The sequence below is a fragment of the Methylophaga pinxianii genome, assembly GCF_020447225.1.
GTDB lineage: Bacteria > Pseudomonadota > Gammaproteobacteria > Nitrosococcales > Methylophagaceae > Methylophaga > Methylophaga pinxianii.
The window spans coordinates 1-24,867 of record NZ_JAJAEO010000145.1; the positions used below are offsets into that span (position 1 = coordinate 1).

21 protein-coding genes and 1 tRNA gene are annotated in these 24,867 nt (G+C 44.0%); 10 read left to right on the forward strand and 12 right to left on the reverse strand.

Features of this window, described 5'->3' with window-relative positions:
* Nucleotides 1-106 precede the first annotated feature (106 nt).
* The 4 genes from LGT40_RS03205 to LGT40_RS16330 are packed head-to-tail and all read left to right on the forward strand — an operon-like array spanning nucleotide 107 to nucleotide 4,900.
* Complete coding sequence (locus LGT40_RS03205; RefSeq protein ID WP_226071621.1) at nucleotides 107-1,135, forward strand: nucleotidyltransferase domain-containing protein; 1,029 nt, start codon at nucleotides 107-109, stop codon at nucleotides 1,133-1,135.
* A gap of 3 nt (nucleotides 1,136-1,138) precedes the next feature.
* A complete protein-coding gene (locus LGT40_RS03210) occupies nucleotides 1,139-2,863 on the forward strand; it encodes a ThiF family adenylyltransferase (RefSeq protein ID WP_226071625.1) in 1,725 nt (574 codons plus the stop codon).
* Nucleotides 2,856-3,332, forward strand: a complete 477-nt coding sequence (locus LGT40_RS03215; protein WP_226071627.1) for a Mov34/MPN/PAD-1 family protein — start codon at nucleotides 2,856-2,858, stop codon at nucleotides 3,330-3,332. The genes LGT40_RS03210 and LGT40_RS03215 overlap by 8 nt, the downstream gene beginning before the upstream one ends.
* Nucleotides 3,329-4,900, forward strand: a complete 1,572-nt coding sequence (locus LGT40_RS16330; protein ID WP_226071632.1) for an SAVED domain-containing protein — start codon at nucleotides 3,329-3,331, stop codon at nucleotides 4,898-4,900. The genes LGT40_RS03215 and LGT40_RS16330 overlap by 4 nt, the downstream gene beginning before the upstream one ends.
* A 260-nt stretch (nucleotides 4,901-5,160) precedes the next feature.
* On the opposite strand, the gene LGT40_RS03225 is transcribed toward LGT40_RS16330, so the two are convergent.
* The 3 genes from LGT40_RS03225 to yihA all read right to left on the reverse strand — a co-directional run bounded on the left by LGT40_RS03225 (nucleotide 5,161) and on the right by yihA (nucleotide 8,794).
* A tRNA-Arg gene (locus tag LGT40_RS03225) sits at nucleotides 5,161-5,237 on the reverse strand.
* A gap of 225 nt (nucleotides 5,238-5,462) precedes the next feature.
* Nucleotides 5,463-7,970 carry a glycogen/starch/alpha-glucan phosphorylase gene (locus LGT40_RS03230; RefSeq protein ID WP_226071638.1) on the reverse strand — a complete coding sequence of 836 codons (2,508 nt, stop codon included), beginning with the start codon at nucleotides 7,968-7,970 and terminating at the stop codon, nucleotides 5,463-5,465.
* Between the two features lie 209 nt (nucleotides 7,971-8,179).
* Entirely contained in the window at nucleotides 8,180-8,794 is a 615-nt protein-coding gene (gene yihA, locus LGT40_RS03235; protein WP_226071643.1) for a ribosome biogenesis GTP-binding protein YihA/YsxC, read from the reverse strand.
* 85 nt (nucleotides 8,795-8,879) lie between these two features.
* On the opposite strand from yihA, the gene LGT40_RS03240 reads away from it, so the two are divergent.
* The 4 genes from LGT40_RS03240 to LGT40_RS03255 all read left to right on the forward strand — a co-directional run bounded on the left by LGT40_RS03240 (nucleotide 8,880) and on the right by LGT40_RS03255 (nucleotide 13,418).
* On the forward strand, nucleotides 8,880-9,488 hold the full coding sequence (locus tag LGT40_RS03240) for a c-type cytochrome (RefSeq protein WP_226071644.1): 609 nt from the start codon (nucleotides 8,880-8,882) through the stop codon (nucleotides 9,486-9,488).
* A gap of 72 nt (nucleotides 9,489-9,560) precedes the next feature.
* Complete coding sequence (locus tag LGT40_RS03245; protein WP_226071647.1) at nucleotides 9,561-11,567, forward strand: cytochrome c biogenesis protein ResB; 2,007 nt, start codon at nucleotides 9,561-9,563, stop codon at nucleotides 11,565-11,567.
* Nucleotides 11,568-11,606: 39 nt separating this feature from the next.
* A complete protein-coding gene (ccsB, locus tag LGT40_RS03250; protein ID WP_226071649.1) occupies nucleotides 11,607-12,755 on the forward strand; it encodes a c-type cytochrome biogenesis protein CcsB in 1,149 nt (382 codons plus the stop codon).
* A 21-nt stretch (nucleotides 12,756-12,776) separates the two neighbouring features.
* The gene (locus LGT40_RS03255; RefSeq protein ID WP_226071652.1) at nucleotides 12,777-13,418 is read left to right on the forward strand and encodes a thiol:disulfide interchange protein DsbA/DsbL; all 642 of its coding nucleotides are present in this window, start codon (nucleotides 12,777-12,779) and stop codon (nucleotides 13,416-13,418) included.
* Nucleotides 13,419-13,466: 48 nt separating this feature from the next.
* Here LGT40_RS03255 and mltF read toward each other — a convergent pair whose 3' ends face one another.
* The 3 genes from mltF to waaA are packed head-to-tail and all read right to left on the reverse strand — an operon-like array spanning nucleotide 13,467 to nucleotide 16,679.
* Nucleotides 13,467-14,924 carry a membrane-bound lytic murein transglycosylase MltF gene (gene mltF, locus LGT40_RS03260; protein WP_226071653.1) on the reverse strand — a complete coding sequence of 486 codons (1,458 nt, stop codon included), beginning with the start codon at nucleotides 14,922-14,924 and terminating at the stop codon, nucleotides 13,467-13,469.
* Between the two features lie 44 nt (nucleotides 14,925-14,968).
* On the reverse strand, nucleotides 14,969-15,397 hold the full coding sequence (tadA, locus tag LGT40_RS03265; protein ID WP_247363608.1) for a tRNA adenosine(34) deaminase TadA: 429 nt from the start codon (nucleotides 15,395-15,397) through the stop codon (nucleotides 14,969-14,971).
* 7 nt (nucleotides 15,398-15,404) lie between these two features.
* Complete coding sequence (gene waaA / locus LGT40_RS03270; RefSeq protein ID WP_226071658.1) at nucleotides 15,405-16,679, reverse strand: lipid IV(A) 3-deoxy-D-manno-octulosonic acid transferase; 1,275 nt, start codon at nucleotides 16,677-16,679, stop codon at nucleotides 15,405-15,407.
* 150 nt (nucleotides 16,680-16,829) lie between these two features.
* Between waaA and lpxL the strand changes: the two genes are divergently transcribed.
* The gene (gene lpxL / locus LGT40_RS03275) at nucleotides 16,830-17,684 is read left to right on the forward strand and encodes an LpxL/LpxP family Kdo(2)-lipid IV(A) lauroyl/palmitoleoyl acyltransferase (RefSeq protein ID WP_247363609.1); all 855 of its coding nucleotides are present in this window, start codon (nucleotides 16,830-16,832) and stop codon (nucleotides 17,682-17,684) included.
* Here the strand turns inward: lpxL and LGT40_RS03280 are convergent.
* The 4 genes from LGT40_RS03280 to LGT40_RS03295 form a co-directional block, all read right to left on the reverse strand.
* Nucleotides 17,681-18,169 (reverse strand): acyloxyacyl hydrolase, encoded by a 489-nt coding sequence (locus tag LGT40_RS03280; RefSeq protein WP_226071660.1) that lies wholly within the window; start codon nucleotides 18,167-18,169, stop codon nucleotides 17,681-17,683. The genes lpxL and LGT40_RS03280 overlap by 4 nt on opposite strands.
* A gap of 124 nt (nucleotides 18,170-18,293) precedes the next feature.
* A complete protein-coding gene (rpsI, locus tag LGT40_RS03285; RefSeq protein WP_014705972.1) occupies nucleotides 18,294-18,683 on the reverse strand; it encodes a 30S ribosomal protein S9 in 390 nt (129 codons plus the stop codon).
* Nucleotides 18,684-18,695: 12 nt separating this feature from the next.
* On the reverse strand, nucleotides 18,696-19,124 hold the full coding sequence (gene rplM / locus LGT40_RS03290; protein ID WP_226071661.1) for a 50S ribosomal protein L13: 429 nt from the start codon (nucleotides 19,122-19,124) through the stop codon (nucleotides 18,696-18,698).
* Nucleotides 19,125-19,210: 86 nt separating this feature from the next.
* Nucleotides 19,211-20,008, reverse strand: coding sequence for an undecaprenyl-diphosphate phosphatase (locus tag LGT40_RS03295; protein ID WP_226071663.1), 798 nt, complete (start codon nucleotides 20,006-20,008; stop codon nucleotides 19,211-19,213).
* A gap of 121 nt (nucleotides 20,009-20,129) precedes the next feature.
* On the opposite strand from LGT40_RS03295, the gene LGT40_RS03300 reads away from it, so the two are divergent.
* Nucleotides 20,130-24,170, forward strand: coding sequence for a DUF3683 domain-containing protein (locus LGT40_RS03300; protein WP_226071665.1), 4,041 nt, complete (start codon nucleotides 20,130-20,132; stop codon nucleotides 24,168-24,170).
* A 59-nt stretch (nucleotides 24,171-24,229) separates the two neighbouring features.
* On the opposite strand, the gene LGT40_RS03305 is transcribed toward LGT40_RS03300, so the two are convergent.
* Both LGT40_RS03305 and LGT40_RS03310 read right to left on the reverse strand, forming a co-directional pair.
* Nucleotides 24,230-24,577: a HopJ type III effector protein gene (locus tag LGT40_RS03305; protein WP_226071668.1), complete on the reverse strand. Its 348-nt coding sequence runs from the start codon at nucleotides 24,575-24,577 to the stop codon at nucleotides 24,230-24,232.
* Between the two features lie 14 nt (nucleotides 24,578-24,591).
* Nucleotides 24,592-24,867: nitroreductase (locus LGT40_RS03310; RefSeq protein WP_226343157.1), on the reverse strand; the 276-nt coding region annotated here is incomplete at its 5' end.

Sequence of the window (24,867 nt, forward strand, 5' to 3'; positions counted from 1 at the left end):
TTTTTTTTTCTGGACATGTCCAGTTTTTAAATTTTTCCCGTCTTAATTAATAACCCGGATGATTTTGACATCTGGATAAATATTGAAACAACAAAGGGTATGTCAAATGTCACTTCAAACACAATTTATTAAGTTCCACAACAAAATCAAACTAGGACGTGAAGATAATGCATATAAAGATGCCAAAGAGAAGGATCAAAGTATTTTAGAAGAGCTCAAGGTAGCTTTTAGGAATGCTGGTTATCCTGTAATAGATTCGTTTTATCAAGGCTCATTGTCAATGCACACGGCTATTACACACCCCAGCGAAGATTTCGACATCGACAGAGCTCTTATTATTAATGCAAATGACGCTCCCGATGATCCTGTTGAAGTAAAAAAGCTAGTTTTGAAGGTACTTGAAAACCGGGGCTTTAAGAACGCAAAAATCAAGAAACCATGCGTTACAGCTGATTATAGTAGTTTGAATCTTCATATTGATATTACCGTTTACAGAAAGGATGGTAACCACTACCAACTCGCAGTAGGCAAGGCAAATTCAAATGAAAATAAAAAACAATGGTCAGACTCTGCTCCGAAAGAACTAATTTGTTGGATTAATTCCAAGGATAGTTACTATGGTTCTGCTGAAGATAAGCTTTCGCAATATAAACGATTAGTACGTTATATGAAGCGTTGGCGCGATGAGAAATTTAGCCTAGAGGTACGTAAGAAAATCTTTTCAATCGGAATTTCCGTTATGTTTAAAGAGAATTTTAAACCTTTTTTTAGTGCTGAGGGTAAAGCGAGTGATTTACAGGCGTTAAGAGATACGATTGATGCGATTATAAACGATGGCTATTTTCAATCAATTTTAGATGGGGAATATCAAGTGACTGTTAAGCTTCCCACCCTACCTTACAGAGATATTTTCGAAGGAAGTAGTGCGAATACAGCCACCCAATTTAGGAATAAGCTTATTTCAATGAGAAGTAAACTTGATAAGGCTATAGAAGAGACCTCACTTAAGAAACAGTGTGAAATTATGCGTGACCTATTTGGAAACGACTTTGATGTAGAGGATGAGCAAGCTAACTCAGCTAACAGGTCAGCCTACATCTCTGCTGGTGCTGTTGGTACCTCACAGGGAGCTTGATACTTGAGTATTCTAGTTCAAAAGCATCTTTGTAATAAAGGATTTGAGTGTGTTCTAGATGTTGTTCTAGGTGCTGAGCGGCTTAACATCAAAATTGAAATCGAGGGGCAAGAGCTAATTTTAGTATTGATTGAAAATAAGCCCTTCACTGCAATGCCCAAATTCGTTTTATTGAAACCAGAGAGTTACTCTAAGTTGGCTCATGTCATGTTTGTAGAGTTTGATGGGACAATCGTCGGCGCGATTTGTGTTAATGATCGTGACTCTGTCTCAATTAATTTTGCTAGGCCAGAGTTAGCGGTTGAAGAGTCACTTAAACGTCATATCATTCTTTTGAAAAAAGCCATTACTGATCATGAATGGAATCAGCGGGAACTGCTCAGAGAATTCTATAGCAATTGGCTTCAAATCTGTGACTTAGATCATGAGAGACCCTTACTGGTTGCATGTTCTGATCCTGTTCTCCAAAGCCTAGCAGTTTATTCTCCACAACCCGACGCAAAGTCGGGATTAAATTGTCATTACCTTGTAGAGCCGGCAGATAACTCATTATCACCACTTAATGGACTTAAGTGGTCAGCCACTAATGTTCGACGTTCATTAGCCGGTCGAGCAGTTGTTGTGCCAATAGAGGATCTTAAGCCAGCACCTAATGACATTGAATCTATACGAGAATGGTACATAAAGACAATAGAACAATTGCCTATAAAAACAAGAAATACATTAGAACGTAAATTCGGACAATGGCGCGAAAAGCAGTATTGGGTAGTTTTTACAGCAGAGACGGTGTTAACTGAGAGAACTTGGTTTGCAGTAAAACTCACTTCCAAAGCTAAAAAGTCGCTTCCCGTTAAAAGAGGAAGTTTTGAGCGCTGGAAGCTCAAAGCACAGGCTGTCAGGATGTTCAGTCACGACAATGTTGTCAGGCGAGGAGGTGGAAACACTAATCTTTTCAACAAGCGAATAGCGTTAGTTGGTGCTGGTTCAGTTGGTGGGGAAATTGCACATAAGCTGTCCTCCGCAGGGATAAGTGAGCTAACTATTTTCGATAATGATATCTATTCAATCGACAATTTATACCGACATGTTTTGCCAGAGTACTTTGTTGGTTGTAGAAAGTCTGAGGCTCTCTGCTATATGTTGCATAACCAATTTCCTTGGACAAATGTTAAATTTTCAACTGAAGAGTTGCTCCAGATTAGCGAGCGAGAACTAATTGGTTTTGACCTTATCATCATTGCTATAGGTAGACCAACACACGAGCTGTTGTTTAAGAAAAATTTACTGGATCATGAAATTGAAGTGCCAGTAATAAATTGTTGGCTTGAAGGTTTTGGTTTAGGTGGACATGCTGTTCTCGATATCCCAGGCTCAAAAGGATGCTTACTGTGCTCATATGTGTGTCAAGAGTCTGGCATGCGTGGGTTAAGTTCCAATCTGAATTTTATTGAACAGAATCAGAACATCTCGAAAAACATCGGTGGGTGTGGAGAGCAATATATTAGTTACAGTGCAGTTTGCTCTGCTCAGACAGCATTATTAGCAACAGACCTTGCCATTAAATTTTTAGAAAACAGAATCTCGGAATCTTGTAAGGTCAGTTGGAAAGGTGATGATCATGAGGCATCTTTAGAAAAGATCCGTCTAACTCATCGTTATTATCATTTCGATAATTCTTTTAAGCGACTTCCATTGCTGGATGAAGACTGTGATATCTGCAATGAATAATCATGTGCGTTTTTTTCTGAATAATTATTTGGTCATTGTTCAAGATGAGGTTATTGGAATATGGGAAAAGTATAAACAAACTAAAAATTATCATAATGAATCTTTCGGCGCCCTAATAGGTTCACGAGATGAAGCTAACAAAACTTTCTGGATCGAGTCCTGCACAACTCCGCGACCTCAAGATAGAGCGACTCGAACTGGATTTGTAATGAGAGATAGTTTTCACCAACACGAGGTTGAGACTTCATTCCATGCAACTAATGGACTATGGGGATATATCGGCACATGGCACACACATCCTGAGCCTGATCCTATTCCTTCGTCAATTGATATTAATGATTGGTTGGAATGCTCAGTTCGAAATCCCGACAGATTCTTATTTTTCTTCATAGTTGGTACAGCACAAACTAGAGCATTTATGAAAGTTGATAATAAATTTATACGTATGAATATGGGGGGTGAATTGTGAATGATGGAGCTTCCTTTTTGCATCAGGCATGTTTCTACCCGATTGAGTCTCTGGAAAAATTAAATGAATTTTTAGAGCAAATAAAGCCACACTTTGTATGGAACCAGCTTGGTTTTCTAACAGACGAGGGATACAAAAACCAAGTTTTCTTACTTATGTCAAATGACTCCAATGCTAGTCTCAGGCTCAACTTGCCAGAGATTGAGTGCCAGCAAGCCGTTGAGCAATACATGATTAACGAAAAGGTTATACACCGTCATTTACAAGGAGAAAACATTACTCAAGAAAATCTAGCAACTATTGATACATTGATTTCAGTTTGGAAAAAATGCAATGGTCAATCATGCGAGCTAAACCTGACTGAATTTAATGATTTACTCTCTAAAATTAATGAGAATCATCTCGAAAAAGGCCGTAACCAGCCTCCCTCAGCTAAAACTCTCAATCAAGTCATGCAAGATAGTCACGGTCATTGTATGTTCGAAGGTTGTGGAGAACGACTTAATCATGATTGGCTAACTGGACGTAGTGGAAACTTCGGTTACAACGCTCACAATGTTGGTTCCTCTCAAAATGGACCAAGAGGAATACTGTTTATTTCTGAATTACTGTCTGATGTTTCAAGCAACATACTGCTTTTGTGTGATAAACATCACCGCTTAATCGATAAGGTCGCCCTCGCTGACTATAACGCATCTAAATTGTCTAGAATGCGTGATGAATTCATTGATAACGTACAAAAACTTCTCGAAGGCCTAAGCTATGAGCCTGTACCAGTCTTTTCAGTTCTATGGCCTGTTGGTAGTTACCCATCTTCACCTCCAGCATTACGTGAAATTGCAGAATCTCTATCCCGTATAAGGGCTAGGAGTAAAAATGGCAGAATGGATATCGTACAAAATGATCACTCTTTGATGAAAAGACCTGAGAGGTTTGTGAGGGATATAGATGTTTTTGTAAAGGATGCGGCTGATGAAATTCTTAGCTTGAGTCGGCAGAATAATTATAAAGCTGCTCTCTTTGCATTTGGGCCTATGCCTGCACTTATAGGGCTAGGTGCTTTATTGGGTAATAAAAATGAAATTACACCGATGCTGCGTTACAGAGATGGAAATTGCTGGATGTGGCCTCAAGATAATCCTGTCGAGACGCCATATAACATGGATTATGACGTGGAGATGCCAGCATCTACTGAAGTTATCTTATCTATTGCTCTGACCGCGTATCCACAGAGTATGAAGCAAAAAGCTGAAGAACTAGGATTTCCCCAAATCAAGATAGTCGCTACTGAGATGGGTAATGCAGCTATTCCTCACCCGGAGAATGGTAATAGACTGAAAGCTGACATACAGAGATTATTGCAACGCCTAAAAGATAAATATTCTGTCAAGCGCTTACATTTGCTGATATGCGCGTCTAATGCTGCCTGTGTATTTGTAGGGCAATCCTTTGATTCCCATCAACCTGAAATAATTGTTTATGATTTTGTTGATGGTGAAATGCAACCGCGATTGGAAATTTCAACCAAAGATGAACGTATTACCATATCTAAACCTCAGTCAATCTGACATCAAAAAAAGTAGAGTTGAAGTTGGGCGCATGTTTCTATCCAGAGCATGCATATGCGCTGAAACACATAATTCACTAAGCATATGTATAAATGCTTTTTGCAATGTAATAACCAGTGACAAATTATGGCCGAAGGTCCAATTTTTGGAGTTCGTCAAAGGGAGTAAAATATAATTGACACAGGATTGGCACAGTTTTGTCACGAGGTTATTTTTTAAGTAAGTGACAATTTGTAACGAACACTCAAAAAAATTCAAAATGGTGCGCCCGACAGGAATTGAACCTGTGACCCTCGGTTTCGGAAACCGATACTCTATCCAACTGAGCTACGGGCGCATGAGAAAAATTTTAAGTTGTTTTGAACCCCAGCCTTCGTGCCTTAAATAGTGATGAGTGGCGGCTTCGGAAACCGATACTCTATCCAACTGAGCTACAGGCGCTTTACTTAATAATGGTAGCGCGAATTATACGGACTTTAATAGCCGTAAACCACCGAAAATAGATAAACTCATTGTCAGCCCAGATAAAACTGGACTGACAACAATGTGACGTTACTCCAACTTAACTGTCCGGTTTTGGGGCTATTTTTTCAAGTTTCCATATACCCTGATTGTATTCGTCCATGGTCCGGTCAGTCGAAAACTTACCGCTTCTGGCGGAATTTATGATGCTCATGGCCGTCCAGCGTTCTTTATCCTGATAGGCCAAACCTGCTTGATGCTGTGCATCAATATAACTGCGAAAGTCTGCAACAGTCATCCAAGGGTCGTGTGGATTGGTAAATGCATGAATAATGCTATCAAAACAACCCGGCTCAAACTGGTTGAAATGTCCACCGGTTAGTAGTTCAACTACGCGTTTCAGGTCAGCATCGTTCTCAATGATCGACTGGGGATTATAGTGAGCTCGTTTTTCAACCACTTCATCTTCAGATAAGCCAAACAGGAAAAAGTTGTCATCGCCGACCTCTTCACGAATTTCAATGTTTGCTCCATCCAATGTACCGATGGTAATCGCGCCGTTCATCATAAACTTCATGTTTCCGGTTCCGGAGGCTTCTTTACCCGCGGTTGAAATTTGTTCAGATAAATCTGCAGCAGGGCAAATAACTTCCATAGCAGATACTTGATAATTGGGGAAAAAGACGACTTTAAGCCAATCTTTTATATCAGGGTCATTATTCACCACATCGGCGACATTATTAATAAGTTTGATGATTTGTTTGGCCATCACATAGCCTGGCGCGGCTTTACCACCAAATAAGACACAGCGTTTGGGCAGACCATCAGTATGACCGCGTTTGATCTGATCATATAAATGAATCACGTGTAATACATTGAGCAGTTGACGTTTATATTCGTGGATGCGTTTCACCTGAATATCAAACATGGCTTCAGGATTAAACGTTACGCCACATTGTTTTTCAACCAGTGCGGCCAAACGTTTTTTATTTTCATATTTGGCTTCGTGCCACGATTTCTGGAAGTCTTTATCGTGGGCCAGCGGAGCAAGCTTTTCCAGCTCTGTCAGGCGCGTGATCCATTTATCACCAATGGTTTCAGTAATCAGCTGACTTAATATTGGATTACACCAGGCCATCCAGCGGCGTTGGGTGACACCGTTGGTTTTGTTGTTAAATTTCTCCGGCCATAACTGATAAAAATCTACGAATAGCCCTTTTTTCAATAACTCAGAGTGTAAAGCGGCAACCCCGTTTACAGAAAAGCTGCCTATGATAGCTAAATGCGCCATACGAACTTGTTGTTGAGCGCCTTCTTCGATGATGGACATGCGTGCTAAACGTTGTTTATCGCCAGGCCAATGGTTGGCAACTTCTCTTAAGAAACGTGCATTAATTTCGTAAATTATTTCCAGAATACGGGGCAGTAAACGACCAAACAAATTAGCGGGCCAACGTTCCAACGCTTCCGGTAGCAATGTATGGTTGGTATAAGCCATGGTTCTGGTGGTGATTTGCCATGCTTTATCCCAACCTAAATAATGTTCATCCATCAGCAGACGCATTAACTCAGCTACGGCTACGGTTGGATGAGTATCATTGAGCTGAAAGACATTCTTCTCCGCAAATGTTTCAAAGTCTTCGCCATGAGTGGTGACCCAATAATCCAGAATATCTTGCAAACTGGCAGATGCCAGAAAATATTGTTGCCGTAACCGTAACTCTTTACCGTTTTCACTCGCGTCGTTTGGATAAAGCACCATGCTGATATTTTCAGCTTCATTTTTGGCTGCGACGGCTTCGGTGTAAGAGCCTGCATTAAAGTCTTCGAGATTAAATTCATCGGTAGCGGCGGCTTTCCATAAACGTAATCGGTTGACAGTCCCGTTTTGATAGCCGGGCACGGGCAAATCATACGGGACCGCCAATACATCATTGGTATTGACCCATCGGATTTCCATTTGTCCGTTAGTATTACGGCGCAACTCAGTATGACCACCAAACTTCACACGTTGGGTGTATTCTGGGCGTTCAAGCTCCCAAGGATTACCATCACGTAACCAATGATCGGGCATTTCCTGTTGACGACCATTTTCAATTTTCTGCTGGAACATGCCATATTCGTACCGCAAGCCATAACCTGTCACCGGCAGTTGTAATGTGGCACAGCTATCAATGAAGCAGGCTGCCAGACGGCCAAGCCCGCCATTACCCAGACCGGCATCATGTTCAAATTCGGCTAGTTCCTCATACTCAAGCCCCAGATTAACCAGCGCTTTTTTCAATGAGTCTTCAATGCCTAAATTTAATGCGGCATTGCCGGTAGCTCTACCCATCAAAAATTCCATTGATAGGTAATAAGCTTGTTTGCAACGTGTCTCGGCATACGTATGTTTGGTGTTTTTCATTCTTTCAAACAAACGGTCACGTAAGGTGTGGGCCATGGCAGAATACAGGTAATGGCCTGAAGCACAGCCTTTGTCCTGTCCCAGATAAATACCGAAGTAACGTTTAAAATCTTCGGTTAAGGCGAGCGTGTTCATTCCCAGTTTTGACGTCTGATAAAGTTCAGGCAAAGGGGTGGTAATTGCGGTATATCTTGGCGTCATAGCGGCAATCCTTGAATGGGCATATCGTTATGGAAAAAAAGCAGGTGTGGGTGAATGGCTTTGGCTGCGTTGCCATTAAACGGCTTTCAGCACTTAACTGAAGATGGTTTGGTCAGACCTCACCCATTGCAGATAACGTTAGCAGAGAGTGACGACATCTGCCATCACCTGAAGCATAATTTTTTACGGTTTGAATGAAATTGTAACGTCTATCCCTCTGACGGGCTGGAAAGTTCAAACCACGCATCGAGAACCTGTATCGCCTCATCACGGCCTTGATGGTTTAAAGATGAAAATAACTGTACCGAAGCTTCCAGTTCCGCTTCTTTTAATGTTTTACGAACTTGCTGCAGAGCGTTCCCCCCAGCTCCCCGACCAAGCTTATCTGATTTTGTCAGCAGAATGTGAATAGGCAACTCAGCTTGCTGAGCCCATCCTAACATTTGTAAATCAAAGTTTTTTAATGGGTGCCGGATATCCATCATCAGCATTAATCCACGTAATGATTGGCGCGTTTCAAGATATTTGCTTAATGTTGCCTGCCATTTTAGCTTCATTTTCTCCGGGACTTTGGCATAACCATAACCGGGAAGATCTACCAGTGCTCTTTCATCGTCCAGGTGAAAAAAATTAATCATTTGTGTTCTACCTGGTGTCTTACTGATTCGTGCTAAAGCTTTAATTCCGGTAATAGTGTTGATAGCACTGGATTTTCCAGCATTTGAGCGACCGGCAAAGGCAACTTCATATCCTGAGTCGGGTGGCAATTGGGACAATTGTGTCGCGCTGACAGTATAATGCGCGCTACGGTATAACTCTGACATGTCAGTCTTTCCAGGTGCAAAAAAGTGCCAATAAGAGTAGCATACCGGAAGTTTTGTATCCGAAAGTTAGTGTCTAGGAACTACAATGAAAAAATTTATTTTTGCAGTGGTGTTGGGTTTGGTAGCAACCAATTCACCACTTACTTTTGCCGCGGGTGATATTTCAGCCGGTAAAGCAAAATCAGCCGTCTGTGCAGCTTGTCATGGTGCAGATGGAAACAGCCCATCCGATATGTATCCAAAACTGGCGGGCCAACATGCCAGCTATATTTATAAACAGTTGGTCGAATTTAAAAGCGGCGAACGTGAAAATGCGATTATGGCACCAATGGCAGCGAATTTATCTGAAGAGGATATGGCCGATTTAGCGGCGTATTTTTCCAGCCAAAAAACCAGCCCCGGTGCAGTAAGTGAAGATTTGTTAGAACAGGGCAAACAGATCTATCGCGGAGGCAATAGCCAGTCTGGTGTGCCTGCATGTATGGCCTGCCATGGTCCTAATGGTAGTGGTATGCCCGCAGCGAAATGGCCGAAACTATCTGCTCAATATCGTGCCTATACTGAAGCGCAATTACATGCTTTTGCAAAGGGTGAGCGTCATAACGACCCCAATGGAATGATGCGTGATATTGCCTCTAAGCTGACAGATGAAGAGATTAAAGCGGTTTCCGCCTATGTATCCGGTCTGCACTAATTGCTGATAATACTCCGGTGACAATTTTGATGATTGCGCCGGAGTAAAGTCGGCTCATGTTTGAGCAATTTAATGTCTGAAGCAACAACTAAAGGTCATTCGAACCACAGCTTTTCACGCCGTTTATTCTTATTTATCGGCTCTATGGAGCTGGCAATTACTTTATTATTGACATTAGCTGTTGCTTCGGTAATCGGTACTGTTCTGCAACAAAATCAGCCTTACGCTGATTACGTGATTAAATTCGGCCCTTTCTGGTTTGAAGTATTTGATAAATTGGGACTCTATGATGTTTATAGTGCCTTATGGTTTATCGCCATCCTGGCATTATTGGTCATCTCAACCTCTGTCTGCGTAATTCGCCATTTTCCGGCCATGCTGAAAGAGATGTGGCAATTGCGGACAAATGTGCAGAAAAAATCATTACGCGCCATGCATCACAGCGCCCAATGGCAATCCAGTGATCCCATAGAAACTGTTGCTGATAATCTACAGCAAGAATTCAAAAAGCTTGGTTTCCGCAGCCGACAAACTGTAAAACAAGATGATGCCATTTTAATTTCCGCTATGCGTGGTGGGATGAACCGCTTAGGCTATTTATTTACACATATTGCAATTGTCGTCATCTGTGTTGGCGGATTATTTGACAGTAATATGCCTTTAAAACTGGCGGAATGGCGGGGGGATATCAAAATTGAAACCCGAGATCTTTCTATTCGGGAAATCCCTGCTGAGAGCCGTCTTGCGGTAGGTGGCCAAGGTTTTCGAGGTACGGTCAGTATTCCTGAAGGAAAAGCTTCGGAAGTTGTTTTCTTACCTGTCCGCGATGGTTATTTATTGCAGGAATTACCTTTCCGTATCGAAGTGAAAGATTTCCGAATTGAGCATTATGCCAATGGACAACCGAAATCCTTTGAATCTGATCTGGTGATTCATGATGATGAACTGGATGCACCACTGGAAGAGACTATCTCGGTGAATCATCCGTTGATTTACCGGGGACATGCTATTTACCAGGCCAGCTTCAGTGATGGTGGTTCCATTTTAACTATGGATGCCTGGCCACTGGATAGCCGGGCGGGAACGGAACCGGTAGCTATTCAAACCAAAGTTTTTGAAAATCGCCAAATGCTGTGGGGCCAGGAAACCATGCAATTGGAAATGACAAATTTCCGACCTTTTAATATCAATCCAGATCCCACCGAAGAGGATTCGCGAAACCTGCGTGATTTCGGTCCGAACTTTACTTTTAAATTACGCACAGAGACTGGTGAAGCAAGGGAATATGAAAATTATATGTTTCCTGTCGAGCGTGATGGCCGCGAGTACTTTTTAAGCGGTGTCCGCAATAGCCCGGCAGAGCCATTTGCTTATTTGTATCTACCGGTCGATGAACAAGGTAGTTTGAAGCAGTTTTTACAATATTCAGCTTTACTTCGTGACGAGGAGCTGGTTTCCGGCGTGGCTAATTCAATGATGAAAGAAGCCCTTGCGGTGATGCCGGAGCGAGATGAAACACTTGAAGTTAGCTTGCAGCAGACATTGGAAACATTGATAAAAATGTTTGTGCGAGGTGGATTTGATGAAGTGAGAAACTTTATTGACAACAATCTACCGGATGCGGAGCGTGATAATTTGGCACCTGCCTATTTAGGTATGTTACGGGAAATGCTAGCGCGAATTTATTTCAGTATGGATGGGGTGGATCCGCAAACAGTAACAAATGATCAGTTGCTGTTTTTACAAGACACTGTGGATGCGATCGGCACATTGTCGCGTTATGGTTCCCCTGTATTTTTACATCTGACCGATTTTGAACACATACAGTCGACTGGACTGCAAATCGCCAGAGCACCAGGTAAAAATGTAGTGTATTTCGGTTGTGCTTTATTGATTATTGGTGTGTTTCTGTTGTTCTATCTTCCGCAAAGACGGCTTTGGGCATGGGTAGAAAAAACCACGGAACAAACGGAAATTATTTTGGCGGGATCGACCAATCGGAATGCACGAGAGTTTGATATGTTTTTCATGGAACAACAAACCGAATTAGCCCGTAAAACGGGGAACTCCAACTTGTAGCCAAGTTCTTATAAAAGTGTTTAAGAGTATGAGAAACCTATGACAACAAATACTGAAATAATGACAAGGCCAGCTGCACATACCTGGTGGTGGTATGGACTTTTATTGCTGGCCACCATTGGGATACTCACGATATATCAAGATGTGCTTGATGTTTACGAAGTATCCATATTGATCTTCACAGCCATCAGCATGGGCTTAGTAGGAAATCATTGGCCAGGTTTTCGCGCTCATGCGGTTGCTGTTGCGATACTCAGTTTAATCGCTCTTCAGTTATACGGAACAGATCTCGGCGCTGCGGAAACCAACGGCTTGCTCAAATACATGCTGGCCAGCCAGTCAGCAATAATGTGGATGAGTGTGTTTTTTATTGCAGCGACGTTTACTTATTTTGGTGGTTTGATATTCCGTTCTGACTATACCGAGAAGGTGGGGAGTGCATTTACCTGGATAGCGACCACATTTGGTATGACAGGACTGATGGTACGCTGGCGTGAAACCCATATGATGGGAGCTGATATCGGCTATATCCCGGTCAGTAACCTGTACGAAGTGTTTATTCTGTTTGCTGTGGTCACAGCATTAATCTATTTATTCTATGAACGTCGCTATCAAGTGCGGAGTCTGGGCGGCTTTGTTTTATTGGTTATTTCAGCGGCTGTTATCTTTCAACTTTGGTATGCATTTGAACGTAACGCCCACGAAATCCAACCCTTGGTTCCTGCATTACAAAGCTACTGGATGAAGATCCATGTGCCAGCCAATTTCATCGGTTATGGTGCTTTTGCCATGGCAGCCATGATCGGTATAGCTTACTTATTGGTTAACTGGCGCATGGAAAAGAGCCCAAATAGCGGAATGGTGAAAGCCATGCCACCGCTGACGATGATGGATGACTTAATGTATAAAAGCATCGCCTTGGGCTTTGCCTTTTTTACTGTGGCTACTATTCTCGGCGCTTTGTGGGCGGCTGAAGCATGGGGTGGCTACTGGTCATGGGATCCGAAAGAAACCTGGGCTTTGATTGTTTGGTTAAATTACGCTGCCTGGTTACATATGCGAATGACAAAAGGTTGGAGTGGTGCACCTATGGCATGGTGGGCGATTGTTGGATTATTTGTGACCTTATTTGCCTTTTTAGGTGTCAATATGTTTCTGTCCGGACTGCATTCTTACGGCACTTTGTAAATAAAATTTAAGGATATTGAAATGACAAGATCAATTCGTGCTTTGTTACTCACCACAGCGGCATTGCTAATGCCATTTTCTGTGTCAGCTGATTCAGTAAGCTACAAAGAGGGTGATCACTACAAGCCAACCACTGAGCGTATGGCTAAAAATACTTCAAATGAACAAATTGAAGTCATCGAGTTGTTCTCTTACTCCTGCCCGCATTGCTTTACTTTGGACTCACAAATCATGCAATGGAAAGAAACCTTGCCTGAAAATGTGAAATTTACTCAGGTTCCGGCTATTTTCCGTGACAGCTGGTTGCAGTTGGGAAGAGTGTTTTATGCTGCACAAGTAACGGGTGATTCGGAAAAATTGCATAAAGCATTGTTTAATGCGATTCATATTGATAAGCGTCGTCTCGATACCGAAGATCGTTTGCTCGACTTTGTTGAAGAGCAGGGCATTGATCGTGACAAATTCCTGGAAACGATGAATTCGTTTACTGTCAAAACCAACGTTAAAAAAGCATTGATCATCAGCCAAACATCTGGTGTTCAGGGCGTTCCAGTCATTATCGTCGATGGACGTTATTTTACGGATGCACCCCTGGCAGGTGGGATGACTGAAATGCTTAACGTGGCTGAGCATTTGATTGAAAAAGTTGAAGCTGAAAAATAAGCTATGATGCATCTATCAAGGCCGGTTAGCGTAAGCAACCGGCCTTTTTTATAGAGCAGCCGGAAGTGTCTCATTCACTTGTGAGGGCGGTGGCGTGGTCGATTCACGATTTATCTCATCATGATGCAGCATAATATCGTAGTAGCGTCGGATATTTCCAACATAGCGCACGGGTTCCCCTCCGCGGGCATATCCGTAGCGTGTCTGGCTGAACCACTGTTTTTTTGCCAGTAAGGGTAGGTTTTCGCGAACATCTGCCCAGCGGTCAGGATTACCACCATTTTTTTCAGTAAGCACTCTCGCGTCTTCTAGATGGCCCAGACCAATATTATAGGCTGCCAGTGCCAGCCAGGTTCGATCCGGTTCAGTAATGCGCTCGGGTAAGCGGTTTTTCATGATCGTCAGATAGGCCGTTCCAGCAAAGATACTTTGCTCAGGATCCTCGCGATCAATGACTCCCATTTCATCTGCAGTAGCCTGTGTCAGCATCATCAAGCCACGCACACCAGTACTTGAAACAGCTTCAGGATTCCAGTGTGACTCCTGATAGGCAATAGCTGCCAATAATCGCCAATCATAATCATATGCCAATGCAGCGGCTTTGAGAGTGGACTCATATTTTGGTAAATGTGTTTGTATACGCCGGTGTATGGCGCGGGAGTCTACATAATCAAAGCGCCTGATATGACCAAAATACTTTTCAATCAACTGATCCAGATACCCCGAGTTTTCGATGTCTTCAAAGAAAGCATTGACCGCAAGTTGAAGACTCATATCATCACTGCGCCGCATACCCCAGGCAAGCGGTTGTGGATCAGATATATCAAAAGCAACACGTAATTCGGGATAAAGGCTATGACTAGCGGCCATTTCATTAGAGTCAACAATGGTGTAATCGATTAATTCAAGTTGCACCAGTTCTAACAAACCACTGGTATCTATAGAAGTATTTTCGGTCCAGGAGAGTAATGGAATTTCCTGTTGTAATATGGCGAGCTGTTCGGCATGACTGCTGTTGGCAACAATCTCCAGCTGGCCACTATTAATTTCAGTGATATCTCGAGGGGGGGTACTGCCATGACGGTAAATCAATTGCTGGGTGACTTCATGGTAAATCGGGCCGAAACGTAATCGATTTTGTCTAGAGCGGGTAATCGTTAGCCCGGCGGCAGCGATATCAGCCTGACCGTTATCAATCATATTAAGAGTTTTACTGAGGTTATCTGGAACTGTCACTTTAAGATCGACGCCTAGATAATCAGCAAAACCTTGTGCCAACTCGAATTCAAAACCTGCCAGTTCACCGCCATTATTGTAATAACTGGTCAAACCGTAACGGCTTACTACGCGAAGTTCGCCACGTTCCAGAATCTGCTCAAGCTGATTGCTGGGAGTATCGCAAGCGTTTAACACGCAGAGCATGAAAATGAGAAAAATCAGCTTTTTCAAAACTTCACTCTGACAATCGGGCAGGAAATTATGCAACATCAGGATAGCTTTGCACATATTATTTGCCAAAACTCACCATCAAAGACTGTAAAGTGTGATGTTTATCGCTTCGAACGGAAAAAAGTTCTTAACATTTGACTACTCTCATCAGCTAGCAGACCTTGTTCATACTGAACCCGATGATTCAGCTGACTGGTGTTAAATATATCAATGCAACTTCCTGCAGCCCCTGTTTTCGGCTCTGTAGCAGCAAATACCACACGCTCAATTCTGGCATGCACAATCGCGCCAGCACACATAATGCAGGGCTCCAGAGTGATATACATCGTAGCTTGAGGCAGCCGATAATTTTGTTGGTGCGTGCAAGCGGCACGTAAAGCGACAATTTCGGCATGTGCTGTGGGATCGTGTTGACGGATAGGCTGATTCCAGCCAGAACCTATGAGTTGATCATTTAATACAATGACTGCTCCAACCGGCACTTCACCGTTCTGTTCCGCTTGTTGCGCCAGCATTAATGCTTGACGCATCCAATAATCATCGTTTGGCATGACGGATATGAATATCGATCAGGTTGAGCAAACGTTGGCTGGCACCCTTACTTTGTTCGATTAACAGTTTGCCGGCATCACCCATTTCAGCGCGACGTTGAGGCGCTTTTAATAATTCGATGACGGTATCAGCTAATTGTTCGGGATTTTTTACCTCAATTGCAGCGTGGTGTTCGAGAAACCGCTGAGTGACCTCGAGAAAGTTGAAATAATGCGGTCCGGTGATGACTGGTCTCGAGAGCGCAGCGGGTTCAAGCAAGTTATGGCCTCCATGCGCGATAAGGCTACCGCCAACAAATGCAACATCCGCGGTGCCATAAAAAATGGATAGCTCACCCATTGTATCGACCACCAAAGCCTGAACCTGACTGCTGCAGGGTTTGCCCTCGCTTCGACGCAGTGTATTTAATCCCGCACGACGACATAAAGCGGCGACACGATCAAAGCGTTCTGGGTGGCGAGGGACCATGACGAGCAATAAATCACGAAATTGGCCGCGGATTTTGCGAGCAGCATCAATGATTTGTTCTTCTTCACCTTCATGGGTACTGGCGGCAATGAATACGGGACGATTACCCCAAAGTGCACGTATGGATTCGGCACGTTCAATAACACTCGCCGGTAAGCTGATTTCATATTTCAGGTTTCCGACGGCGTGTACTTTTGCTTTATCAGCTCCCAATTGAATAAAGCGCTCCCGATCGCTCTGTGTCTGGGCGGCGATGAGAGGAATGCTTTGTAACATCTGTTGAGTTAATTTGCTGACTTTCTGATAGCCACGTGCACTTCGAGCCGATAATCTTGCATTAGCAATAACGACGGGGATGGATTGTTCTGCGCAGATCAGAATCAGATTTGGCCACAGTTCTGTTTCCATAATGATGCCAAATTCAGGACGCATGGCTTTTAAGAAACGTTTAATCGCAAACGGCAGATCGTAAGGCAGATAAACATGCAGAACACTATCAGCGAACAAACTTTTCACCCGTGTACTGCCGGTCGGCGTCATAGTGGTGATCAGGATTTGATGTTCAGGGTAGCGTTGCTGCAACCCCTTGATTAAAGGTCTGCAGGCTTCGGCCTCCCCCACCGAAACAGCATGCACCCAGATCAGTTTTTGCTTGGAAGTACGGAGGGAGATATGTCCAAAACGCTCATTCCAGCGTTTGAAGTAATCGGGTGCTTTAAAGCCTCGCCAAATCAGTCTCATCAATATGAGGGGCAATGCCAGATAAAATAATGTTGAGTATAAGACTTTCAAATTGGACTCACTGGAGGCAGTTTTTTAAGCTTAAATTGAGTTGGGATGATAGCATAGACGCTGTTTTGTATTGTTATTACACAGATGAAAATTCTCAGTAAAAAATTCCTTCATCCTCGGTTTTGGCCTAATTGGCTTGGCTTGGGTTTAATGCGTATCTCAATTTATTTGCCAAAATCCTGGCAATTGTTTGCGGGTCATACTTTGGGACATCTGATGCGGTTGTTTATGAAGGATCGCGAGCGGGTCGCCAGGCGGAACCTTGAGTTATGTTTTCCTGAAATGAGCCCTCAGGCACGTAAAGATTTGCTGAGCGAAAATATGTTGACCATGGGCATGATGCCGATCGAGACAGCGATAAGTTGGTGGGCCAGCGACAAAAGTCTCGAAAAACGGGTCGAATACCATGGGCTTGAACATATTCAGAATGCGCTGGCCAAAGGGAAAGGGGTTTTATTGCTTACCGGGCACTTTACCAGTATGGAATTAGGTGGCCGCTTAATCATGTTGAAACAACCCTGTTATGTTATGTTCCGCGAGCTCAAAAGTCCGTTATTTAACGCAGTGATGCTGCGTCAACGTCAGCATCATAGTGAAGGCACGATATTACAGGCCGATATGCGGGGCATGTTAAGGGCATTAAAAAAGAATAAAGTAGTGTGGTACGCACCAGATCAGGATTTTGGTCGCAGAACCAGCGTTTTTGCCAAATTCTTTGGTATCAATGCAGCAACTATTCCGGCAACTGCGCGTCTGGCAAAGATGAGCGGAACCAGTATTGTACCGTATGTACCAAGGCGATTAGCCAACGGCAATTATTCCATTGATATCGGACCTGCCTGGGAAAATTACCCGACAGGTGATGACGTGGCAGATGCTCAAAGAGTCAATAATTGGGTGGAATCTGAGATAAGAAAATCGCCGGCGCAGTATTTGTGGGTGCATCGGCGATTTAAAACCCAGCCGGAAGGCAAAGGATTATTTTATAAAAAACACCGGTCCTAACGATTGAATGGTGAGAAACTGTAGCTGACCATTAATGTTTCTGAACCAGGATTATTTTTTGCCAAATCAGCATTAGACATATGATAGAGGGTTAATGCTAACCGTGAAGACGGGCCAATTCGATAACCCAGTTCAATGCCTGAGCGGAATAAAAAGCCACTTCCCAAGTCTGGGCCGTCGCCATCTTGATAAGCTACACCGGCTAACTGGGGGGTTAATACCCATTTCTCACCCATGTTTATATCATAGCGTGCTCCGGCATGTATCCAGTAGCCGCCATCAGAATTGGCACTCACCCCAACGGCTGGAATGAGATTAAATAGAGATTCCTGCGAGGCAAAACGATATTCAGCACCCAGCTCCAGCGAATTATCACTCTCAAAAACTTCAAAACTCCCTGCAGAGATAGCCACTTCCGGAGATTGTGCTTCAACGCTAAAGCAGGCCAGCAGTCCTACGAGTCCGACAATGCCCTGTTTTTTCATTTTTTTATCCTTTCTAAACTTATCAAAATCAGGTTATTAGATAACATGATTCAAGCAATTTGAGAAGTTTAAAAACAAAAAAACCACCCGAAGGTGGTTTTTTTTGTGTTCGATGAACGTTGTATTAACGTTTTGAGAACTGTGGTTTCTTACGTGCTTTATGCAGACCAATTTTCTTACGTTCAACGGCACGTGCATCACGAGTAATAAACCCTGCGCTACGCAAGTCCGTTTTCAGTTCGCTGTTGTATTCAACTAATGCGCGACTGATACCGTGACGAATAGCACCTGCCTGGCCGTTGTTACCCCCACCGCGTACGGTGATTTTCAAGTCAACTTTGTCAAGCATTTCAACCAGTTCAAGTGGCTGACGAACAACCATACGAGACGTTTCACGACCGAAGTAATCTTCAAGGCTGCGAGTGTTGATGGTGATGTTGCCGCTGCCGGGCTTCATGAATACACGAGCGGTTGAGCTTTTGCGGCGGCCTGTAGCGTAGTAAGAATCTGCCATGACGATATCCGATTAAATTTCCAGCATTTTAGGTTGTTGAGCTGTGTGTGGATGTTCAGTACCAGCATAAACTTTCAGTTTGCTGAACATAGCACGGCCCAGAGGGTTTTTAGGCAACATGCCTTTCACTGCTGTCTGGATGACACGCTCAGGTGCTTTGTCCAGTTGTTTTTCCAGTGAGATAGATTTGATACCACCGATGTGACCAGTGTGGTGATAATAAATCTTATCTTTCATTTTGTTACCGGAAACACGCAGTTTCTCAGCGTTTACAACAACAATGTAATCGCCGGTATCAACATGAGGTGTATAGATAGCTTTGTGTTTGCCGCGCAGACGGCGAGCGATTTCTGTAGCCATACGGCCCAGAGTTTTGCCATCAGCATCAATTACGAACCAGTCGCGACGAACTTCTGCTGGTTTTGCACTTAAGGTTTTCATTCCGCGGGGTGCTCCTGAAAATATACGCATGCGGTCAAATAAAGAGGGAGAATGTTACGGATTCAAGCAAAGTATGTCAACTGCAATTAACTAAATATAAACAGCAGTATGCCACCCAGTACCAGGCGATAAATGACAAAAGGCCACATTCCTATCCGTTCGAGTAGTTTCAGAAACAAAAAGATACAGATGTAAGCGCTAATGGCTGAGAAAACTGCACCAGCAGTTAAGGCGAACCAATCCGTTGCTTGCTCGGCTTTAACTAACTTCACTGTTTCCAGACTACCTGCTAGGAAAATAACCGGTATGGAAAGTAAAAATGAGAATCGAGCAGCAGCTTCACGGCTTAAGCCTAACATTAATGCGGCAGTCATGGTAATGCCTGATCGAGATGTACCGGGAATTAATGCTATTGCCTGTGCCACACCGATAATTAAAATATCCTTCCAGTTCAATTGTTGTTCATCACGGTTGCGTTTGCCTTTCCAGTCTGCCCAGCCTAATAGGAGACCAAATACAATGGTGGTAATCGCAATGACAACGGGACTGCGTAAAAATACTTCAACAAAATCACCTAAAAACAGGCCGGCGAGTCCAACAGGGATCGTTCCCACAATCACGGCCCAGGCTAATTTGCTTTCTCCCACAATTTGTCTTTGTTGAATTGAACGTAACCAATCAAAGAAGAGTTGCCGGATCGTTGCGCGAAAGTAAAAGATAACGGCCGCCAAGGTGCCGACATGTACCGCAACATCAAAAGCTAATCCCTGATCTTCCCATCCGGCGATAATCGGCAGCAAAATGAGATGAGCGGAGCTGGAAATGGGAAGGAATTCAGTCAGGCCCTGCAATAGAGCGAGTGCAATAATTTGTATAATTTCCATATTTTTCTCATGAATAGCCATTTCTGGCAAAAGGCTCATTATTAATGGGTCTTATAATAGCCGGCTTCGTGTTAAAATTCGCGATTAAATATCACTTCTCAATCAGGATTAGCTGACCATTATGTCAACTCGTATAAGAGAAATTCCCTACAACTATACTTCTTTCTCAGATCGTGAAATTGTTATCCGCTATCTGGGTGAACCGATGTGGGAGATTCTGCAACAGTTGCGTGAACAACGCAAAACTGGACGCAGCGCAAAAATGTTGTTTGAAGTACTGGGTGATATGTGGGTGATCTCCCGTAACCCCTATATTCAGGATGATTTAATCGAAAATCGTAAACGTTGGGAATCTCTACGTCACGCTTTGCACCATCGTTTAGATCAGATTCGTGATCGTGCTACAGAAAATGATAACCAACTGGCATTGCAGCTGGAGCAATCTGCTCGTAAAGCGGTAGAAAAGTTTGAGCGCGAGCTGCTGGCAACGGCGGATCGTCGTAAAGTGGTTATGCGTCGTCTGAGCCGTGTCACCAAAAAACACAATATCTGTTTTGATGGTTTATCTCGCGTATCTCATGTAACCGACGCAACTGACTGGCGCGTGGAGTATCCACTTGCCGTTATCAAGCCTGACACCGAAGAAGAAATGGCAGCGATAATTGCTGCCAGTATCGAACTGGGCTTAACCGTTATTCCTCGTGGCGGTGGTACCGGATATACCGGTGGTGCGATTCCTTTGACAGCGGATAGTGTGGTTATCAATACCGAAAAACTGGAAGGTCTCGGTGCAGTTGTCTATCGCAAGCTTCCAGGACGAGATGATGAAGTGGCCACTGTACGGGCGGAAGCTGGTGTTGTGACGCGGCGATTATCTGACTTGGCCGGTAAACATGGTCTGGTGTTTGCGGTCGATCCAACTTCACAAGATGCCTCAACCATTGGCGGTAATGTGGCGATGAACGCCGGCGGTAAAAAAGCCGTTATGTGGGGAACAGCTCTAGATAATCTGGTTTCCTGGAGAATGGTGACACCGGATGCGACCTGGATGGAGGTGGAGCGACTCAATCATAACATGGGCAAAATCCATGATATCGAGATGGCGACATTCCGAATCAGTCGTTATCAAGCTGATGGCAAAACCCTGCTGGAAGAGCCGGAAGACATTGCCATACCTGCCCAGCAATTGCGCAAGCTTGGTCTGGGTAAGGATGTGACCAACAAGTTTTTGGGTGGACTGCCGGGTATCCAGAAAGAAGGCTGTGATGGTTTGATTACCTCGGCAGTATTTGTTTTACATCGTATGCCGCAGTTTATCCGGACAGTCTGTCTGGAATTTTTCGGTAACGATCTGACGAAAGCTGTACCAGCAATAGTAGAAACTAAAAACTTTCTTGATAACAACAAAAAAGTCCTGCTCGCCGGTATGGAGCATCTCGACGAGCGATATGTAAAAGCCGTTGATTACAGCACCAAGGCACCACGTTCAGAATTGCCAAAAATGGTATTGCTTATTGATATCGTAGGCGATGATGAAAATGCAGTGGCTGAAGCCAGTTCCGAGGTTGTTCGATTATCGAATGCCCGGGAAGGTGAGGGCTTTATTGCGGTGAGTCCGGAAGCACGTTTACGTTTCTGGGCAGACCGGGCACGTACTGCTGCTATTGCCAGACACACCAATGCGTTCAAAATTAACGAAGATGTTGTGATTCCACTTGAACGATTGTCTGAGTATAACGACGGTATCGAGCGGATCAATATTATTCAATCAACGCGTAATAAACTGCAAACCGCAGAGTCAGTGTTAAAAATGCTGACTCGGCACGCTGACGTGGATGAGCAGAGCGACAATCCAAATGAGCCTGTTACCCAGGCGGATGCTGCCCTGCAATACCTCGAGAGCCAGCCAGTTGAGTTACGCGAAACAAAGCATTCAGAAAACAGTGCTGAGATTGACATTAACGTGCCTTCGAGATCCGATGGTGTGGTGCAATATATTAATAGCATCACTAAAGAGCTGAAGCAGACATCCAAGAAAATGGATGACAGCGCTGAGAACGACGCGATCTTGCAGGCGAAACTGGATGCAGCATGTAAACATCTGCACATTGTGATTGCTCGCTGGAAAACCATCCTGGCCAGTCTGGATGATTCAGCTGAAAAATTACGAGATATGCTACCTGCTGAGGTATTGGCGACGGTTCGCGAAGGCGACACCATATTTAATTTGTTGCAACGGCGTGATTTACGCATCTCTTATCGTAAAGAAGTTGAAAAACCACTGAAGGAATTGTTTCAGGGGCAATCTCTGGAAGCTTTACGTAATAAGCTGGATGCGATCCACAAAGAGCATCGTTCAAGCCGTTTGTTCGTCGCGACGCATATGCATGCCGGTGATGGCAATGTTCACACCAATATTCCGGTCAATTCCAACGATTATCAGATGATGCATGAGGCAGAATTGATCGTCGATCAGGTGATGAAACTGGCGGGTGATCTGGGTGGTGTTATTTCCGGTGAGCATGGAATTGGTCTGACCAAAATGCAGTATCTGGATAAAGCGACCATTGATGCGTTTGCCGGTTATAAACAGAAAGTAGATCCACTGGGCCGTTTCAATGCGGGTAAATTGCTGGCTGGCTCTGGCTTGGAAAACGCTTACACGCCATCCTTGAGATTACTGCAGCAGGAAGCATTGATTCTGGAAGCCAGCGATCTTGGTGAGATTAATAACGATATCAAGGACTGTCTGCGTTGCGGTAAATGTAAACCGGAATGTACCACCCATGTGCCGCGTGCCAATTTGTATTATTCTCCACGCGACAAGATTCTGGGTACCGGTTTGATTATGGAAGCGTTTCTCTATGAGGAGCAAACCCGCCGCGGAATTTCAGTACGTCATTTTGAAGAAATGAATGATGTGGCTGATCACTGCACGGTTTGTCATCGCTGTTTAAATCCATGCCCGGTGAACATCGACTTTGGTGATGTTTCAATGAAGTTACGTTCTGTGTTGAAGAAACAGGGTAAGCGACACGTGAATCTGGGCACCTGGTCTTCAATGGCATACTTGAATGCCACCGATCCGCTAACAGTGAAAATCATGCATAAAACCATGATTCAATTGGGCTTTAAAGCACAGCGCCTGGCGCATTCTGCGGCAAAATATCTTGGGCTTCTGGCCAATAGCAAGAAAAAACGACCTTTACCGACGACCGGTAAAACGCCATTGCGTGAGCAGGTGGTTCATTTTGTTAAAAAGCCGATGCCCGGTAACCTGCCAACCCGAACTACACGAGGCATGCTGGGGCTGGAAGATGACAAGATGGTCCCCATCCTGCGTGATCCTTCCAAGGTCACTGAAGACTCTGATGCCGTGTTCTATTTCCCCGGCTGTGGTTCGGAACGACTGTTTAGTCAGGTAGGGCTGGCAACACTGGCCATGCTTTATGAAGTCGGTACCGAAACGGTATTACCGCCAGGTTATTTGTGTTGTGGTTATCCGCAGGCTTCTACCGGTGATGATGATAAAGCCACAGCGATTTCTACCAGTAACCGGGTGTTATTCCATCGCGTCGCCAATACGCTGAACTATATGGATATCAAGACCGTTATTGTGTCTTGCGGAACCTGTATGGACCAGCTGCTCAAATATGAATTTGAAGCCATCTTCCCGGGTTGTCGTTTATTGGATATTCATGAATATCTGATGGAAAAAGGCGTGAAAATGCAGGGTGTTGATGGTGTTCAGTATATGTATCACGATCCGTGTCATACACCGATGAAAACCTATAAGCCTACTTCTGTAGCCGCCAGTTTGCTGGGCCAGGATGTGGCGTTGAATGATCGCTGCTGTGGTGAGGCGGGTTCATTTGCTGTGGCGCGTCCGGATATTGCCACGCAGGTTCGATTCCGTAAGGAAGAAGAGATCACCAAGGGCATCAAGGAATTGACCGGCCAGGACAAAGCGGTCAAAGGCAATGTGAAAATGCTGACTTCATGCCCGGCCTGCCAACAAGGGTTATCACGCTACAATGAAGATACCGGTATTGAGACCGATTATATTGTGGTGGAAGTGGCCAAACACGTTTTAGGTGAAAAATGGCATACACAGTTTATTGATAATGTGAAAGCCGGTGGTATTGAGCGAGTACTGCTCTAATAAATAGGAAGATCCCGGACGCAGACTTCTGCGTTCGGGATTTTTTTTATAGACGGGTATTAATGCAGAGGCGTTAATGCTTCACCGTTGAAACTGACACGATCCCAGCCATAACGCAGAAAATTACGAATATTCTGGTGATCCTCACCTTTGGGATTGAGCAATACATCGGTCCGATAATAACGGCCAAAGCAGGCGAGGGTCTGTGACTCACCCAATTCATGTAACAAGCCAAAAAACAGAATCTTGCATGAGCCATTATTCTGTCCAGCATCATTATGTAACTCACCGTTATGAAATGCGGTAGGGGTGAACTGGTAATTGGCATCAATCACAGCAATTGTATCTTCGAAATCCAGTGCGGAGGGATTGTCATTCAATGTGCTGAGAAATGTTGCTAAATCCATAGTAAAACTCCAAATCAATAAAAAAAGCGGGTAAATGCATTAACCTGTTCACGAGCGGTACGGTATTGATTGACAGCGGCATCTTTATCTTCATAGCCTAAAGCCATTCCACAGACCAGAACAGTGTCAGCAGGATAACCCAGGATCTTTTTAACCGGCTCGGGATATTCTGCCAATGCAGCCTGGGGACAGGTTGCCAAACCTTTTTCCTGGGCGGCTAACATCAGATTTTGGATAAACATTCCCAGATCCAGAAATGAACCGGTTTGCATTTCTGCAGCCAAAAAAAA